The 15,499-nt window shown below is 66.4% G+C and carries 14 protein-coding genes; 5 read left to right on the top strand and 9 right to left on the bottom strand.

Annotated elements, in window-relative coordinates; all coding sequences use genetic code 11:
- Nucleotides 1–77: 77 nt before the first annotated feature.
- From H7A85_RS11385 to H7A85_RS11375, 3 genes are all read right to left on the bottom strand, one after another.
- Nucleotides 78–1,517, bottom strand: coding sequence for an Nramp family divalent metal transporter (locus H7A85_RS11385; protein WP_182086047.1), 1,440 nt, complete (start codon nt 1,515–1,517; stop codon nt 78–80).
- A gap of 229 nt (nt 1,518–1,746) precedes the next feature.
- On the bottom strand, nt 1,747–3,576 hold the full coding sequence (gene typA, locus H7A85_RS11380; RefSeq protein WP_182086046.1) for a translational GTPase TypA: 1,830 nt from the start codon (nt 3,574–3,576) through the stop codon (nt 1,747–1,749).
- 120 nt (nt 3,577–3,696) lie between these two features.
- Nucleotides 3,697–5,745: a M3 family metallopeptidase gene (locus tag H7A85_RS11375; protein WP_182086045.1), complete on the bottom strand. Its 2,049-nt coding sequence runs from the start codon at nt 5,743–5,745 to the stop codon at nt 3,697–3,699.
- 138 nt (nt 5,746–5,883) lie between these two features.
- Here H7A85_RS11375 and H7A85_RS11370 point away from each other — a divergent pair, with 138 nt between their 5' ends.
- A complete protein-coding gene (locus H7A85_RS11370) occupies nt 5,884–6,396 on the top strand; it encodes a MarR family transcriptional regulator (RefSeq protein WP_244631130.1) in 513 nt (170 codons plus the stop codon).
- Nucleotides 6,397–6,400: 4 nt separating this feature from the next.
- Here H7A85_RS11370 and H7A85_RS11365 read toward each other — a convergent pair whose 3' ends face one another.
- On the bottom strand, nt 6,401–7,417 hold the full coding sequence (locus H7A85_RS11365; protein WP_182086044.1) for an LLM class flavin-dependent oxidoreductase: 1,017 nt from the start codon (nt 7,415–7,417) through the stop codon (nt 6,401–6,403).
- 161 nt (nt 7,418–7,578) lie between these two features.
- Here H7A85_RS11365 and H7A85_RS11360 point away from each other — a divergent pair, with 161 nt between their 5' ends.
- Nucleotides 7,579–9,387, top strand: coding sequence for an L-lactate permease (locus H7A85_RS11360; protein WP_182086043.1), 1,809 nt, complete (start codon nt 7,579–7,581; stop codon nt 9,385–9,387).
- Nucleotides 9,388–9,606: 219 nt separating this feature from the next.
- Nucleotides 9,607–9,798: a hypothetical protein gene (locus tag H7A85_RS11355; protein ID WP_182086042.1), complete on the top strand. Its 192-nt coding sequence runs from the start codon at nt 9,607–9,609 to the stop codon at nt 9,796–9,798.
- A gap of 24 nt (nt 9,799–9,822) precedes the next feature.
- Here H7A85_RS11355 and H7A85_RS11350 read toward each other — a convergent pair whose 3' ends face one another.
- Genes H7A85_RS11350 through H7A85_RS11340 form a run of 3 tightly spaced genes read right to left on the bottom strand, consistent with a single transcriptional unit; the run spans nt 9,823 to nt 12,661 of the window.
- On the bottom strand, nt 9,823–10,920 hold the full coding sequence (locus tag H7A85_RS11350) for a hypothetical protein (RefSeq protein ID WP_182086041.1): 1,098 nt from the start codon (nt 10,918–10,920) through the stop codon (nt 9,823–9,825).
- A gap of 48 nt (nt 10,921–10,968) precedes the next feature.
- The gene (locus tag H7A85_RS11345; protein WP_182086040.1) at nt 10,969–11,400 is read right to left on the bottom strand and encodes a hypothetical protein; all 432 of its coding nucleotides are present in this window, start codon (nt 11,398–11,400) and stop codon (nt 10,969–10,971) included.
- A 40-nt stretch (nt 11,401–11,440) separates the two neighbouring features.
- The gene (locus tag H7A85_RS11340; protein WP_182086039.1) at nt 11,441–12,661 is read right to left on the bottom strand and encodes an argininosuccinate synthase; all 1,221 of its coding nucleotides are present in this window, start codon (nt 12,659–12,661) and stop codon (nt 11,441–11,443) included.
- Nucleotides 12,662–12,802: 141 nt separating this feature from the next.
- Here H7A85_RS11340 and H7A85_RS11335 point away from each other — a divergent pair, with 141 nt between their 5' ends.
- Together H7A85_RS11335 and H7A85_RS11330 are read left to right on the top strand one after the other, a co-directional pair.
- Nucleotides 12,803–13,441 (top strand): LysE family translocator, encoded by a 639-nt coding sequence (locus tag H7A85_RS11335; RefSeq protein WP_182086038.1) that lies wholly within the window; start codon nt 12,803–12,805, stop codon nt 13,439–13,441.
- Nucleotides 13,441–13,860 (top strand): EamA family transporter, encoded by a 420-nt coding sequence (locus H7A85_RS11330; protein WP_182086037.1) that lies wholly within the window; start codon nt 13,441–13,443, stop codon nt 13,858–13,860. Before H7A85_RS11335 ends, H7A85_RS11330 begins: the two co-directional genes overlap by 1 nt.
- Before the next feature lie 4 nt (nt 13,861–13,864).
- Here the strand turns inward: H7A85_RS11330 and H7A85_RS11325 are convergent, their stop codons facing one another.
- Nucleotides 13,865–14,521, bottom strand: coding sequence for a glutathione S-transferase (locus H7A85_RS11325; RefSeq protein WP_182086036.1), 657 nt, complete (start codon nt 14,519–14,521; stop codon nt 13,865–13,867).
- Nucleotides 14,522–14,572: 51 nt separating this feature from the next.
- Nucleotides 14,573–15,481, bottom strand: coding sequence for a DMT family transporter (locus tag H7A85_RS11320; RefSeq protein WP_182086035.1), 909 nt, complete (start codon nt 15,479–15,481; stop codon nt 14,573–14,575).
- Nucleotides 15,482–15,499 lie beyond the last annotated feature (18 nt).

Raw genomic sequence — 15,499 nt, 5'->3', positions numbered from 1 at the left:
GGGAGGGGATAGATGGCGGAAAAGAAAACGCCCGGCCGTCTGAGGGCCGGGCGCTTGTCAGGCTGCGGTCGAAGATATCAGCCAGCACCCCAAAGCTTGGGGATCTGCTGGGCGATGGTGATCGCGGACAGGATGCCGAACAGGGCGAAGGCCCAGAACAGGGCGCCGACCCGGAACGCCCCCGGCCGGATCTCGGGAACGAGAAGCGTCCTGTTCAGCCGGATCAGGAGGAACGAGTAGAGGAACATCATCAACCCGCCGGTGCAGGCGGAGATGACGAGCAGCACCAGCGGCTGGGCGAAGCCCGCCAGAAGCACGACGACGCCGATCGCCACCAGGGTCCAGACGATGCCGAAGTAGAGGCGGCTTTCGTTCTGGCCTTTGAGATACGAGGTGCGCAGGACGTCGGCGACGAGCCGGGCCGTGTAGTCGACGATGCCGGTGGCTGCACCGAACAGCGAAAAGGCGCCGATGAACCAGAACAAGGCGCCGAACCAACCGCCGACGCGCTCGCTCAGAACCTGTCCCTCGCGCTGGACGAAGGCCACCGAGTTGGCGAGGCCCGTTTCGCCGAACACGGTGGAATAGGCGAGGAGCGAGGTGAAGGTGATGGTGACGAAGGTGATCAGGACGAAGGTGAGAAGCTGCTCCCAGTTGGCGAAGCGCCACCAGCGGTTCCAGCGGGATAGATTCTCGGCCGTCGGCTCGAACACGAAGCCGGTGGACGGGGCGGCTTCCGGCGCGCCGGTGACCGGGCTCGTGATGCGGGGCACGTATTTCCCCATGCCGAAGCCCTTGTCGCGGATCCAGTTGGACTGGCAGAGGTTCTGACCCCCGCCGGCGCCTGCGAAGGCGAGCGCGCCGAGCAGCAGAGCGAAGCCGAGTTCGGTCGGGATGGAGGCGCCGGTGACGATCTGCGGCAGCGCGGCCCAGTCCTCCGCCGTGATGACGAAGAAGGCGGCGATGACGATGAGGACGCCGACGGCCGCGACCTTGACCATCTGCAGCCGCTCCAGAAGCACGTAGACCACCGGGGCGAGCGTCAGGATCAGGCCGATGACGAGGAGCATGCCGATCGCGATCCAGCGCGGCTCGCCCCCCACGATATAGGACAGCATGGTAGCCGAACTCGTCGCCCATCCCGGCCAGAGGTTGGCGAAGCACGTCATGAGGGCGAAGACGAGGCCCCAGTGTTTCCAGAAGCGGCTGAAACCGGTGAGCACGGTCTCGCCGGTGGCCAGCGTGTAGCGCTCGATCTCCATGTTGAGGAAGAACTGCGTCATCACGCCGAGGAGCGCGGCCCAGACGAAGGCCATGCCGACCTGGGATGCGATATAGGGGTAGAGGATGAACTCGCCCGAGGAAAGGCCGACGCCGGCGGCGACGATGCCCGGGCCGATCAGGCGGCCCGTATTGGCGGGAGCGGGCGGCAGCTCGCGCACCTCGGGGCGGCCGAGATGCCGGGTCGGAAAGAGATCGGCGGCCGAGCCGCTTCGCTCCCGTTGGATGGTGGACATCGTCCCTCCCTGATGTCGTGACGCGGATACGCTTGTCGCGGACCGGTCCCCCCGTCCGCACCGGGGAAACTAGTGCGCTGCGAAAAGCGGGCGAGCAGCCGCGAAGGCTCTAGGCCGACGGACGGCTGGGCTCCATTCACATAGACGAGAAGGGCGAGACGAAACGAAAAAGGCGCGGGCCCTTGCGGGACCCGCGCCTTTCGAAAGGACTGGGAGGCGGAACCGAAGGTCAGGCGACCTTGCGGCTCTTCTCGAAGCGCTTGCGCTCGTTCGGGTCGAGGTAGAGCTTGCGCAGGCGGATGTTCTTCGGCGTCACCTCGACGAGCTCGTCGTCCTGGATCCAGGACAGGGCGCGGTCGAGCGTCATGCGGATCGGGGGCGTCAGCTTCACGGCCTCGTCCTTGCCGGCGGCGCGGATGTTGGTGAGCTGCTTGCCCTTGAGGACGTTCACCTCGAGGTCGTTGTCGCGGCTGTGGATGCCGATGATCATGCCCTCGTAGACCTTGACGCCCGGGTCGATCACCATCGGGCCGCGGTCCTCGAGGTTGAACATGGCGTAGGCCACCGACTCGCCGGCCGCGTTGGCGATGAGAACGCCATTGGTGCGGCCCGCCAGCGCGCCCTTGTAGGGGGCGTAGGCGTGGAACAGGCGGTTCATGATCGCCGTGCCGCGCGTGTCGGTCAGAAGCTCGGACTGGTAGCCGATGAGGCCGCGCGTCGGCGCGTGGAAGACGAGGCGCTGGCGACCGCCGCCCGACGGGCGAAGCTCCTTCATCTCACCCTTGCGCTCGCTCATCTTCTGAACGACCACGCCCGAATGCTCCTCGTCGACGTCGATCACGACCTCTTCGATCGGCTCCAGCGTTTCGCCGGTTTCCTCGTTCTTCTGCATCACGACGCGCGGGCGCGAGACGCCGAGCTCGAAGCCCTCGCGGCGCATGGTCTCGATCAGGACGGCGAGCTGGAGTTCGCCGCGGCCCGACACGAAGAAGGAGTCCTTGTCCTCCGATTCCTCGATCTTGAGCGCGACGTTGCCCTCGGCTTCCTTGAGGAGGCGGTCGCGGATCACGCGGCTCGTCACCTTGTCGCCCTCGGTGCCGGCGAGCGGCGAATCGTTGACGATGAAGCTCATGGTGACGGTCGGCGGGTCGATCGGCTGGGCCGTGAGCGCTTCCGACACGGACGGGTCGCAGAACGTGTCGGCGACCGTGCCCTTCTGGAGGCCCGCGATGGCGACGATGTCGCCGGCCTCGGCGTAGTCGATCGGCGTGCGCTCCAGGCCCCGGAAGGCGAGGATCTTGGAAATGCGGCCCGATTCCAGCTGCTGGCTTTCGCCGTTCAGCACCTTGATCGACTGGTTCGGCTTGATCGAGCCGGACTGGATGCGGCCCGTGATGAGGCGGCCCAGGAACGGGTTGGCCTCGAGGATCGTGCCGATCATCTTGAAGGGCTCGTCCTTGCCGGCGGTGTCGGGCTCGGGAACGTGCTTGACGATGAGGTCGAACAGGGGCTCCAGGCCCTTGTCCTGCGGGCCTTCGGGGGCTTCGGCCATCCAGCCGCCGCGACCCGAGCCGTAGAGAACGGGGAAGTCGAGCTGCTCGTCGGTGGCGTCGAGATTGACGAAGAGATCGAAGATCTCGTTCAGCACTTCCTCGTGGCGCTCGTCCGGGCGGTCGATCTTGTTGATCGCGACGATCGGCTTCAGGCCGACCTTCAGCGCCTTGCCGAGCACGAACTTGGTCTGCGGCATCGGGCCTTCGGAGGCGTCGACCAGGATGACTGCGCCGTCCACCATGTTGAGGATACGCTCGACCTCGCCGCCGAAGTCGGCGTGTCCCGGCGTGTCGACGATGTTGATGCGCGTGTCCTTCCATTCCACCGAGGTGGCCTTGGCGAGGATCGTGATGCCGCGCTCCTTTTCGAGGTCGTTGGAGTCCATCGCGCGCTCTTCGGTGCGCTGGTTCTCGCGGAACGATCCGGACTGCGCCAGGAGCTTGTCGACGAGTGTCGTCTTGCCATGGTCGACGTGCGCGATGATCGCGATGTTGCGAAGCTTCATAAGGTCACCGAAGGGTTGAAACGCGTTTGGAGGCGCGTTTCAACGGAAACGGCCCAAGGACGGCGCGGGTCATTGGGCCGCTCCATAGCGGATTTTTCGCGGGAGCGAAAGATAGGTCGGTCAGGCGGCAAATCCACGCTTGCGCATCAGGGCGTCGGGATCCGGGCCGTGGCCCCGGAACGCCTCGTAGAGAGCGGCCGGATCGGCGGAGTTGCCGGCGGAATAGACGTGGGTGCGCAGGCGAGCGGCGGTCTTGGGGTCGAAGGCGTCGCCGGCTTCCTCGAAGGCCTCGAACGCGTCAGCGTCCAGCACCTCGGACCACATGTAGGAGTAGTAGCCCGCCGAATATCCGTCCCCTGAGAAGATATGGGCGAAGTGCGGCGAGCGGTGGCGCATCACCATCTCGGCCGGCATGCCGAGGCCGGACAGGATCTCGGCCTCGCGCGCCATCGGGTCGGCGGGGGCTTGCCCCTCCTTGTGGAACAGGAGGTCGACGAGGGCGGAGGAGGTGAACTCCACCGTGTCGAAGCCGGCGTCGAAGGTGCGCGCGGCCTCAAGCTTGTCGAGCTCGGCTTGCGGCAGCGGCTCGCCCGTCACGGCATGCAAGGCGTGCTTTTGGAGAATGGCGGGAACGGTCAGCCAGTGTTCGTAGAGCTGGGAGGGCAGCTCGACGAAGTCGCGCGCCACCGCCGTGCCGGCGAGCGAGGGGTAGGTCACGTTCGACAGAAGGCCGTGCAGGGCGTGGCCGAACTCGTGGAACAGGGTTCGCGCGTCGTCCACCGACAGGAGTGCGGGCTGGCCCTTCGCCGGCTTGGCGAAGTTGCAGATGTTGTAGATCACCGGCGTCTGGCCGCCGTCGATCCCGTGCTGCGAGCGAAGCGCGCTCATCCATGCGCCGGAGCGCTTGGAAGCGCGGGCGAAGTAGTCGCCGACGAAGAGGCCGCGCTCCGCGCCGTCGGCGTCCAGGACGCGCCAAACGCGCGCGTCCGGGTGCCAGGCCTTGGCGTCCGACAGGGCCTCGAAGCGGAGGCCGAAGAGGCGGCCGGCGACGTCGAATGAGGCCTCGATCATCCGGTCGAGCTGGAAATGGCTCTTCAGCGCGCTCTCATCGATCGCGAACTCGGCCTGCCGCCGCTTCTCGGCATAGAAGCGCCAGTCGGACGCGGCGAAGGGCGCGTTGTCGCCGGTGTCGGCGGCGAGCTGGCGGAGCGTGTCGGCGTCGGCGAGCGCTCGTTCGCGCGCCTTGCCCCAGACGCGGCGCAGAAGGGCTTCGACACTGTCCGGCGTCTTGGCCATCGTGTCGTCGAGCTTGTAGTGGGCGAAGGACGGGAAGCCGAGAAGCGCAGCCTTTTCAGCCCGCAGCGCCAGGATTTCGGCAAGGACCGGGCGGTTGTCGCGTTCCCCAGCCGTTTCGCCGCGCCGGGTCCAGGCGTCGAAGATCTCGGCGCGCAAGGCCCGGTTCGGGCAATAGGACAGGAAGGGCACGGTGATCGAGCGAGACAGGGTGACCGCGTGGCCCGTCAGGCCGCGCTCCTCCGCCGCGTCCGCCATGGCCGAGACGAGGAAGGGCGGCAGGCCTTCCAGCTCGGCTTCTGTCACGGGCCGCGCATAGGCGCGCTCGTCGGCGAGCACGTTCTGCGAAAAGCGCGTGCCGAGTTCGGCGAGACGGGCGTTGATGTCGGCGAAGCGTTCGCGCGCGGTGCCCTCCAGCCGGGCGCCCGAGCGCACGAAGCCGGCATGGGTGCGCTCTAGGAGGCGAAGCGCCTCGGCATCAAGACCTGCCGTGTGCCGCGCCTCGAACAGGGCGTCGATGCGCGCGAAGAGGGCTGCGTTCAGCGAGACGCGTGAGCCGTGGCGCGAGAGCTTAGGGGAAACGTCGCGCTCGACGCCCTGGATGGCGTCGTCGGTATGGGCGCCGGCCAGCGCGTAGAACAGGGACGCGACGCGCGACAGCGGACGCCCGGCGCGCTCGAGCGCGAGGATGGTGTTTTCGAAGCTCGGTGCCTCGGGATCGCCCGCGATCGCATCGATCTCGGCGCCGTGCGCTGCCATCGCGCGATCGAACGCATCGGCGTAGTCCGACGCCGTCAGCGCGGAAAAGTCCGGGAGGGGTTTCCCTTCGGGAAAGGCAAAGCGCGAATCGAAAGAAATAAGCGACGTTTCCGGCATGGTTCGACCTTTTCGAGGCTATTCTTCCCTTGCCGATGCGCAGCAAATGAAAGACATCCTCCTGGAGATACGTGAGTTTGCGACGATCGCGAAGGATGTGCGTGCGCAAACGGGTTTCTTCAAGGAAGGCGACGCCTAGTGCCAGATCTGACAACCGGGAACACGTTCGGATTCCTGCTGACCGACACGTCGCGCCTGTTTCGGCAACATTTCGAAAAGACGGTGGCGGAAAACGGGCTGGGGCTGACGCCCGGCGAAATCCGCGCGCTCGGTTTCGTGATCCGTTTTCGCGGCGCCCGCCAGGCGATCCTGGCGGAACGGATGGGCGTCGAGCCGATGACGCTGTCCGCCTATCTCGACCGCCTGGAAAGCCGCAAGCTGATCCTGCGCACGATGGACCCGAGCGACCGCCGGGCCAAGCTGATCGAGCCGACGGACGACGCGTTCCGGATCTTCCAGGAACTCGACCCGCTGTTCGACCGGATCTACGCCTTCGCCACCCGCGGCCTTTCGCGCGAGGCGGTGGACGCGGCCGCCGAAGTGCTCCGCCAGATCCGCAGCAACCTGACGAGCGATCCGCTTCTGAACGAGCCGGTCGATCTCCTTCATCCGCAACCGCCCGGCGCCGAGGGCGGGACGGGCGAGCGCTGAGCCGCTATTCCGCGGCCACCGCCCGCTCTCCCGCCGCCAGCTCGTCCATCGCGTCCGCCGCCAGCTGAAACGAGCGTACGCGCGCGGCGTGATCGTGGATTTGCCCGGTGAGAATGACCTCGTCGGGGCGGTAGCGCGAGACGAGGGCGCGCAGCCCTTCGCGAACCGTCGCCGGCGAGCCGACCACCGAAACGCGCAGCGCCTCGTCCACCATGGCCCGCGCACCGGCGTCGAGCACCGCGTCGATATCGTCCACCGGGCGGGGCAGGGGACCGGGGTGCCCTGAGCGCAACCGCGCGAAGGCCTGCTGCATGGAGGACTGGAGCCGGCGTCCTTGCGCATCCGTGTCCGCCACGAAGGCGTTGATCGCCAGCATGAAATGGGGCTCCGCCAGCGTTTGCGACGGGCGGAACGTTTCGCGGTAGACCTCGACGGCCTCGTCCAGCGCGCCGGGCGCGAAATGCGAGGCGAAGGCGTAGGGCAGGCCGAAATGGGCCGCGAGCTGCGCGCCGTAGAGGCTGGAGCCGAGGATCCAGACCGGCACATGGGTGCCGACACCCGGCACCGCGCGAAGGCGCTGGTTGGCCGCCTCGTCGGAGAAGTAGCCGATCAGCTCCAGGACGTCCTGCGGGAAGTTGTCGGAATTGTCGAGACTGCGGCGCATGGCGCGCGCCGTCAGCATGTCGGTGCCGGGCGCCCGCCCAAGACCGAGGTCGATGCGATCGGGATACAGCGTCGCCAAAGTTCCGAACTGCTCGGCGATCACCAGCGGCGCGTGGTTGGGCAGCATGATGCCGCCGGCGCCCACGCGGATGCGCTGCGTTCCCCCCGCCACGTGCCCGATCACCACCGAGGTCGCCGCGCTGGCGATGCCGGTCATGTTGTGATGCTCGGCGAGCCAGAAGCGCTTGTAGCCGCGCGCCTCGGCCGCGCGGGCCAGATCGAGCGAGTTGGCCAAGGCGTCCGCCGCCGTGCCGCCTTCGGGGATGGGGGACAGGTCGAGTACGGAATAAGGGATCATGGTTCGGCTTCCATATCGTTTCCCGTCAGTTGGGAGCACGCGGGACGCATTTGAAGTGGTGACCCGCCCCTTCTTCCCGTTCACGGGGCTGTGAGCACGCTTGGGTTGCAAATTCGCAAGGCTGCCGAAACACTCGGCCCACGGCGACAGGACGCCGGGCGATGTTGGGAGGCGTCGGGGTGGATACGGTCTGGAGCCAGAATTACGATCCGTTCGGCAGTCTGCCGTTGTCCTTTCTTCTGGCGGCCGTGCCGGTCGTCGTCATGCTGGTGGGGCTCGGTTTTCTGCACATGCGCGCGCACATGGCCGCGCTGGCTGGGCTCGTCGCCGCGCTCGCGATCGCGGTTCTTGCCTTCGGCATGCCGGCCGACAAGGCGGCGCTGGCAGCGGGCTACGGGGCGGCCTACGGGCTGATGCCGATCGGCTGGATCGTCCTCAACATCATCTTCCTCCACCGGCTGACGGTGGAGAACGGCTCCTCCGAGATCCTGCAGAACTCCATCGCCGGCGTTTCGGACGACCGGCGCATCCAGCTTCTCCTGATCGCCTTTTCCTTCGGCGCCTTCTTCGAAGGGGCCGCGGGCTTCGGGACACCGGTCGCGGTGACGGCGGCGCTCCTCATCGGCCTCGGCTTCTCGCCGCTGGCGGCTTCCGGCCTGTCGCTCATCGCCAATACCGCGCCCGTCGCCTACGGCGCGCTCGGCACCCCGGTGATCGCGCTGGCGGCCGTGACCGGGCTCGACCTCTTCGAGCTTTCGGCGATGATCGGGCGCCAGCTTCCGTTCTTCTCGCTGCTCGTGCCGTTCTGGCTGATCTGGGCGTTCGCCGGATGGCGGGGGATGATCGAGATCTGGCCGGCGATCCTCGTCTGCGGCGTGAGCTTCGCCGTTCCCCAGTTCCTGGTCTCGAACTTCCACGGCCCCTGGCTCGTGGATATCGTCGCGGCGATCTCATCGATGCTGGCGCTCGTGGCGTTTCTTCGCGTGTGGCGCCCGAAGACCGTGTGGCGCTCCACCGCGCTTCTCGGGAAGGCGAGGGAAGAGGAGGAAGCTCGCCGCTCCATGGGCTTGTCGGCCGGGCCTGTCGGCGTGGACGGGACGGGCGGCACCGGAGGCTCGGGCTCTGGCGGCGGCATCGCGGTGACGGGCGGCGGGGCGGCCGTGATGATGGAGGACCGCTCGGCGGTGCTGCGCGCCTGGATGCCCTGGGCGATCCTCACCGTCTTCGTCTTCCTTTGGGGCATTCCGCAGATGAAGGCGGTGCTGGACGGGATCCACGCCCCGAAGATACCCTTCGAGGGGCTGCACAACACGGTGCAGAAGGTGCCCCCCGTGGTGGCCGAGCCGGTGATCGAGGCGGCGGTGTTCAACCTGAACTACCTGTCGATGACAGGATCGGGGATCCTGGCCGCCGCGATCGTCGGCGGGCTGGCGATGGGCTTCGGCCCGGGGCAGCTCATTCGCATCTACGTCCAGACGATCTGGCGGGTCCGCTTCTCGCTCCTGACGATCGCCATCATGCTGGCGCTCGGCTATCTCACGCGCTACTCGGGCCTCGACGCGACGCTGGGCCTCGCCTTCGCCCACACCGGGGTCTTCTATCCGCTGTTCGGCACGATGCTGGGCTGGCTCGGCGTCGCGCTGACAGGGTCGGACACGGCGTCCAACGTCCTTTTCGGCGGTCTCCAGCGCATCACCGCCGAGCAGCTCAACCTCAACCCCGTCCTGATGGCCTCGGCCAACTCGTCGGGCGGCGTGATGGGCAAGATGATCGACGCGCAATCGATCGTGGTCGCCTCCACCGCCACGGGTTGGCGCAACGGCGAAGGACCGATCCTGCGCTACGTCTTCCTCCATTCCGTCGTGCTGGCGCTTCTCGTCGGCGGGCTGGTGACGCTGCAGGCCTATGTACCCCCGTTCACGAGCCTCGTGCCGGAGGCGACGCTGTCGGCGGGCCCGCCAACGCGGTGAACGGGAGGCCAAGCCTGGTCGCTGCCGAAAGGAAAGGCTGGGGGAAAGCGAGGTGTTCTTAACCTCCCCCGGCGGCTGCGATGGGAGGCTTCCAACCCGGAAGCGACCGCAGGCCTTTACCGTTTGGTCACCACGATGTTTCGCAGGTTCCCGCTTGAAGGGACCCAAATCGTTTCCCGGCTCGTTGAAGACCGATATGGGGAACGCGTCGAGGTTGAAATGGGTGGCTATCGGATCCGGGTTTCCAAGGAGATCCACCAGTTCGTGTCGGAAAAGGCGATGCGTATGGGTGTGACGCCGGAAACCGTGATCGCGCGCCTCGTGCTGCGCGACATGACGGCGGACGAGAGTTCGAAACCCGAGCCGAAGCCTTTCGTCGCCAACCGGCCCGTTCTGGCGATCATGGCATAGAACCAAGCGCCGACGCCTTCTCGTCTACAGTCCGGTGCGCCCCGCATCCCGATTGGCGAAGACCGCTTGACCGAGTGCCCAAAGGAACACGACGAGTGTGATCAGGGCGGAGCCGTTCAGAGCAACCGCGAACTGATCCGATGCCATCAGAAGGCCCGCGCAAACCCCGATCTGGGTGAGTGCGAGAAGGGCGAGCGTCGCTCGGCGACCGGGCCAATCCGGCTCCTCGAAGGTTTTGGCGATCGAGCGCGCGTAGAGAAACACAACCACTGGCAGAATCAGGGCGAACAGGATCGTCCACAGGACGGAATACAGCGCGACCGTGGGTTCGATCCGCGTCACGGCGAATTCGTAGGCCAGTCCGGCGAGGATGTTGGCAACCGCGCCTGCCAGGAGCGGCGGCCAAACAAGGATCGGGCTCCACCGCAACATGCTGCCGCCGGCTTCCCGGACCCGCTTGCGCAGCGATGTCGTGGCGAAAACGATCGAAGCGACGGCGGCCGCGAGACAGGCGGCGGCGACAACGACGGCCTCCGGCCCGATCGCTCCGATCCGGGCGTATTCCATAAGTTCGAGAAACGTCGCGACGATGCTTTCCACCCATGGCAGCGAGATGATCGCCCAGAAGCCCGCATCGGCAAGGAGCGGCAGGCGAACCTGCTCGGCCGCGAAAGCGAGAACCCCAACACCCGCCACCAACGAGGCTACGACAGCCAGCTTGGCGAGGGGGTCGTTTTCGACGAATCCCATCTCGGCCAGCGCCGCATGGATGCCGAGCCCCTGCAGCGCCGCCACCAGCAGCATCGCCCCCCGGATCGCCAGCGCCGTTTTTGCCCTGCTACCGGGCGAACGCGCGATCCGCCGCGAGAATGCGGGGCTGAATAGCTTCAGCGTTTCGAACACGAGAAGAACCGACAGGAGCGGGCCCAACCCGAGAGCCAGAACGGACACGCGTCCCGAACCGTCCGGGGAGGCTTGCAGATAGTTTTGCAACGCGACGGGGTCGAGGCCGGGCAGGGGAAGGGTGCTCCCCAGAAGAAGCACGAGAACGAGGACGGCCACGGACGCGACGGGGCGCCAGTCGAGCGCCGTCGATCCCTCACTGTTCCACTGCGCCACCATCGCTTCCTTTCCTGCGCGCAGCGGCGTTCGATGCGGGGTCGCTCACCGTCAGTTCCATTCGTCGATCTGCAGCGAGCCGGCGAGAACCGACAATTCGCCGCCGTAACTGCCGACGACTGTCGCAAGAATGCCGTTCGGCAGTTTTGCCCGCAGCCGCGCGCGTTCGCGCACCTGGGCTTCGCCCTCCGGCACGCGTCCCTGCAGAAGGTGCCGCCAGCCCGCGCTCGCATCCGCGTCGAAGGACGGCGGCACCTGCGACACGCGCCAAACGAAGATCGTGTCCACGATCATCGCTTCCCCGAGCTGCCGGATGTTCAGCGTATCGACGGCTTCGAAGGTGAAGCGAAGCCGCTCGCCGGCGGCCCCGTTCAGGCAAAAGGCAAGACGGTTGGCGGCGGGATCGAGATCGAGGTTCCGAAGCGTCGCGTCGTGGATGCCTGGAAGCCTGGGACGTCCGTGCGGATCGCATGTCCATTCCATACGATCCGCCCGCCTTCCGTTTCACCTTCTCCCGCGGCGCTCAGAGCGCGTTGCGCTTGGCGAGCGTGCGCAGGCGCAGGGCGTTGAGCTTGATGAAGCCGGCGGCGTCCTTCTGGTCGTAGGCGCCCTGATCGTCCTCGAAGGTAACGAGCTTGTCGGAATAGAGCGACTTCGGCGAAGAGCGCCCCGTCACCATCACGTTGCCCTTGTAGAGCTTGAGCGTGACCTCGCCCTCGACATGGCGTTGGCTGTGGTCGATCGCGGCCTGGAGCATCTCGCGCTCAGGCGCGAACCAGAAGCCGTAGTAGATGAGCTCGGCGTAGCGCGGCATAAGCTCGTCCTTGAGGTGCGCGGCGCCCCGGTCGAGCGTGATCGATTCGATCGCGCGGTGAGCGGCGAGCAGGATCGTGCCGCCGGGCGTCTCGTAGACGCCGCGCGACTTCATGCCGACGAAGCGGTTTTCCACGAGGTCGAGACGGCCGATGCCGTTGTCGCGACCGAGATCGTTGAGCCGGGCAAGGAGGGTCGCCGGCGACAGGCGCTGCCCATCGATCGACACCGCATCGCCGCGCTCGAAGCCGATGGTGATCGTGGTCGCCTTGTCGGGCGCCGCCTCGGGCGAGATGGTGCGCATGTGGACGTATTCGGGCGCCTCGACGCTCGGGTCCTCCAGAACCTTTCCTTCCGAGGAGGAGTGGAGAAGGTTGGCGTCCACGGAGAAGGGCGCTTCGCCTTTTTTGTCCTTGGCGACCGGGATCTGGTTCTTCTCGGCAAAATCCAGAAGGTCGGTGCGGCTCTTGAACGCCCAGTCCCGCCACGGCGCGATGATCTTGATGTCCGGGTTCAAGGCATAGGCCGAAAGCTCGAAGCGGACCTGGTCGTTGCCCTTGCCGGTCGCCCCGTGCGCGATGGCGTCCGCCCCGGTCTTCTCGGCGATGTCGATGAGGTGCTTGGAGATCAGCGGCCGCGCGATCGAGGTGCCCAGCAGATAGACGCCCTCATAGACGGCGTTGGCGCGGAACATCGGGAACACGAAGTCCCGCACGAACTCCTCGCGCACGTCCTCGATGAAGATTTCCTTGATGCCGAGCATCTCGGCCTTGCGGCGCGCTGGCTCCAGCTCTTCGCCCTGGCCGAGATCGGCGGTGAAGGTGACGACCTCCGCACCCAGTTCCGTCTGCAGCCACTTCAGGATGATGGAGGTGTCGAGCCCGCCGGAATAGGCGAGGACGACCTTCTTGACGTCACGCGGAAGAGCCATGCTGATCGAGGTCCCGGGTTGGATGAGCGATGCGTTCAGAGCGATCTGACGGAACTTGGCGCCGTTCGCAAGCGTCGATTGCCGGAGGCTCGGGATCGTCGTATCGATCGGAGGTTGCCGCTTCTCGCCCCGAGTTTCCCGATGACCTTCCTCCCGGACGCGCCCGCGTTTCTCGCCTTCACGCTCGCGGCCGTGATCCTGACGATCACGCCGGGGCCGGACATGACGCTGTTTCTGGGGCGCACGCTCGCGCAAGGGCGCGCGGCGGGCTTTGCCGCCTATCTCGGCGCCTGCACGGGATCGCTGATCCATACGACGCTGGCCGCGGTCGGCCTTTCGGCGCTGATCGCGGCCTCGCCGGAAGCCTTCATGGCGCTGAAAGTCGTGGGCGCGGCCTATCTCGTGTGGCTGGCCGTCCAGGCGATCCGAAAGGGATCGTCGTTCTCGGTGGAGCGGACCCTTAAGCCGCGCCAGTCGTTCCGCACGAACTGGATGACGGGGGTCGGCGTCAATCTCTTGAACCCCAAGATCATCCTGTTCTTCGTGACCTTCCTGCCGCAGTTCGTGGCGGCGGGCGACATCCACGCAGGGGGCAAGCTGTTCTTTCTAGGCGTCTATTTCCTCGTGGTCGCGACGCCGATCACGGTGGCGATGATCCTGGCGGCCGACCGGATCGCGGCGACGCTGAAGCGCCGGCCCGGCGTGATGCGCTTCATCGACTGGCTGTTCGCGAGCGTGTTCTCCGCCTTCGCGGTGCATATCCTTCTGGCGCGCGCCTGATGGGCTGGCTCGGCTGGGCGCTGGCTTCGGCCGGGTTCGCGGCGCTGACGGCGGTGTTCGGCAAGGTCGGGGTGGCTGGCATCCAGTCGGACTACGCGACCTTTCTGCGAACGCTGGTAATCCTCATGCTGATCGCGGGCATCGTCACGGTGGGCGGTCATTGGCGCTCCCCGGCCGAAGTGCCGACGCGCTCGCTCGCGTTTCTCGCCCTGTCGGGTCTGGCGACCGGCGCCTCCTGGCTGTGCTACTACCGCGCGCTCCAGATGGGCCAAGCGGCGCAGGTCGCTCCGATCGACAAGCTTTCCGTCGTCCTCGTCGCCGTGTTCGGAACGCTGTTCCTAGCCGAGCGCCTCAGCCCGGTGAATTGGGCGGGCGTTCTCCTGATCGCCGGCGGCACGGTGCTCGTCGCCTGGAGGTGAGCTCTCAAGCGTAGGCGTAGGGTCCGCCGCGCTGGAGGGCCGCTTCGTAGCCTGAGCGCGCGTGGATCTTCGCCAGAAAGGCGGAAAGCCGCGGGCGGTTGCCGAAGCCGATGCGGGCTCCGGCGGCCTCCAAAGGAAAGCTCATCATCACGTCGGCGGCGGAAAATTCGGCGCCCGCGAACCAGCCGTCGGCGAGCGCCTCGTTCCAGTAGTCGAGAAGGTTGGCGATCTGCGGGTCCAGAAGCCGGTCGTCCACCGCTTGCATCGCCTTGGCGAGGATAGGCCTGACGAAGAAGGGCACGCCGGGCGGGATGCGCGACAGAACGAGTTTCAGAAACAGCGGCGGCATGGCGGAGCCTTCCGCATGATGCAGGAAGTGCTGGTAGCGCCAATACTCCGGTTTGTCCTGCGGCGGGACGAGGCGTCCTTCGCCGTAGCGGTCGAGGAGATAGGTCACGATCGCGCCCGTCTCGGCGATCGTCAACTCGCCGTCGGTCAGGACGGGCGACTTGCCGAGCGGATGCACGGCCCTCAGCTCCGGCGGCCCCTGAAGCGAAGGAAGCCGCTCGTAGCGCTTGACGTCGTAGGGAACACCGAGCTCCTCCAGGAGCCAGAGGACGCGCTGCGAGCGGGAGTTTTCGAGATGGTGGATCGTGATCATGCGGGCGATCTGGCACGATAGGCGGTGTTGGCAAGATCGGGTGGAAACCCGTCAGTCTGCTTCGGAGCGAGAAAGGCCCGTAGCTGCCATTCGCGTCCTCCGTTCGGAGCGGGACACGACGAGCACGCCTGCGGCAAAAATCAGCCCTATGCCGACCAGCGTAAAAGCGTCGAGCCGCTCCCCGAAGAAGGATACGCCACACACTGCGGCGAAGACGAGGTAGGCGTAGTCGAACGTCCCAACGACGGCTGGAGGCGCGCTTTGGTAGGCTCTCGCGACGCCGAGCGCCACCGCGACCATCACGCAGCCTAAGCCGATCATCAGCAACCAGTCCGCCCCTTCCATCGACCTCCAGCCTCCGAAGAGGAAAGGGTCGGATGTGCCGAACGGTTGAAGGGTTGCGATGAGACCGCCAAGCACGCCTGCGGCCAGCAGACATCCATGGAGCGAAAGCGCCAGAACGATGGGATTTTCGTCTGCACAGCGCGTTCGCGTCAGCACTGCCGCGCCCGCATAGAACACGGCGCCCAGGACCGGGAGCAAGGTCCAGAACGTGAAGTCGCTGCCCGTTGGCCGCAGGATGACGAGGACGCCAACGAACCCAAGGCAGATCCCGATAAGCGTTCGGCGAGAGACAGTTTCGCTTCCCCATCCAGCCGACAACGCCGCGATGAACAGAGGGGTCGTGTAGAGCGCCGTCGCCGCAATCGACAGGTCCATGTGCGGAAGCGCGGTGTAGTAGGCGATCCACATGCCTGTCAGAAGGACCGAGCGCAGGGCGATCCAAGGCTGGACGATCCGGGCAGCTTGCGCAATCCCGGAACGTACCGAGAGACCGATAAGGATCGGAACGGCGAACAGGGATCTGGCGACATAGATTTGCCAGAGGGGAAAGTCGGCTGAAACGGCCTTCACGACGGCATCGGCACCGGAAAGCAAAAAGACGGAGATCAGGATCAAGGCGATCGCTGTTCCGAT

The organism is Aureimonas sp. ME7 (assembly GCF_903970965.1).
GTDB lineage: Bacteria > Pseudomonadota > Alphaproteobacteria > Rhizobiales > Rhizobiaceae > Aureimonas.
Note: the sequence above shows the minus strand (reverse complement) of the source record. Positions and strands in the feature narration are given on the sequence as shown.

Bases quoted from the DNA above. Each gene is read 5' to 3' on its own strand.
- H7A85_RS11345 (WP_182086040.1), bottom strand. From the start codon at position 11,400: ATGGAATGGACATGCGATCCGCACGGACGTCCCAGGCTTCCAGGCATC.
- H7A85_RS11365 (WP_182086044.1), bottom strand. From the start codon at position 7,417: ATGATCCCTTATTCCGTACTCGACCTGTCCCCCATCCCCGAAGGCGGC.
- H7A85_RS11355 (WP_182086042.1), top strand. From the start codon at position 9,607: ATGGGTGGCTATCGGATCCGGGTTTCCAAGGAGATCCACCAGTTCGTG.
- H7A85_RS11335 (WP_182086038.1), top strand. From the start codon at position 12,803: ATGACCTTCCTCCCGGACGCGCCCGCGTTTCTCGCCTTCACGCTCGCG.
- H7A85_RS11325 (WP_182086036.1), bottom strand. From the start codon at position 14,521: ATGATCACGATCCACCATCTCGAAAACTCCCGCTCGCAGCGCGTCCTC.
- typA (WP_182086046.1), bottom strand. From the start codon at position 3,576: ATGAAGCTTCGCAACATCGCGATCATCGCGCACGTCGACCATGGCAAG.
- H7A85_RS11360 (WP_182086043.1), top strand. From the start codon at position 7,579: ATGTTGGGAGGCGTCGGGGTGGATACGGTCTGGAGCCAGAATTACGAT.
- H7A85_RS11375 (WP_182086045.1), bottom strand. From the start codon at position 5,745: ATGCCGGAAACGTCGCTTATTTCTTTCGATTCGCGCTTTGCCTTTCCC.
- H7A85_RS11385 (WP_182086047.1), bottom strand. From the start codon at position 1,517: ATGTCCACCATCCAACGGGAGCGAAGCGGCTCGGCCGCCGATCTCTTT.
- H7A85_RS11330 (WP_182086037.1), top strand. From the start codon at position 13,441: ATGGGCTGGCTCGGCTGGGCGCTGGCTTCGGCCGGGTTCGCGGCGCTG.
- H7A85_RS11340 (WP_182086039.1), bottom strand. From the start codon at position 12,661: ATGGCTCTTCCGCGTGACGTCAAGAAGGTCGTCCTCGCCTATTCCGGC.
- H7A85_RS11350 (WP_182086041.1), bottom strand. From the start codon at position 10,920: ATGGTGGCGCAGTGGAACAGTGAGGGATCGACGGCGCTCGACTGGCGC.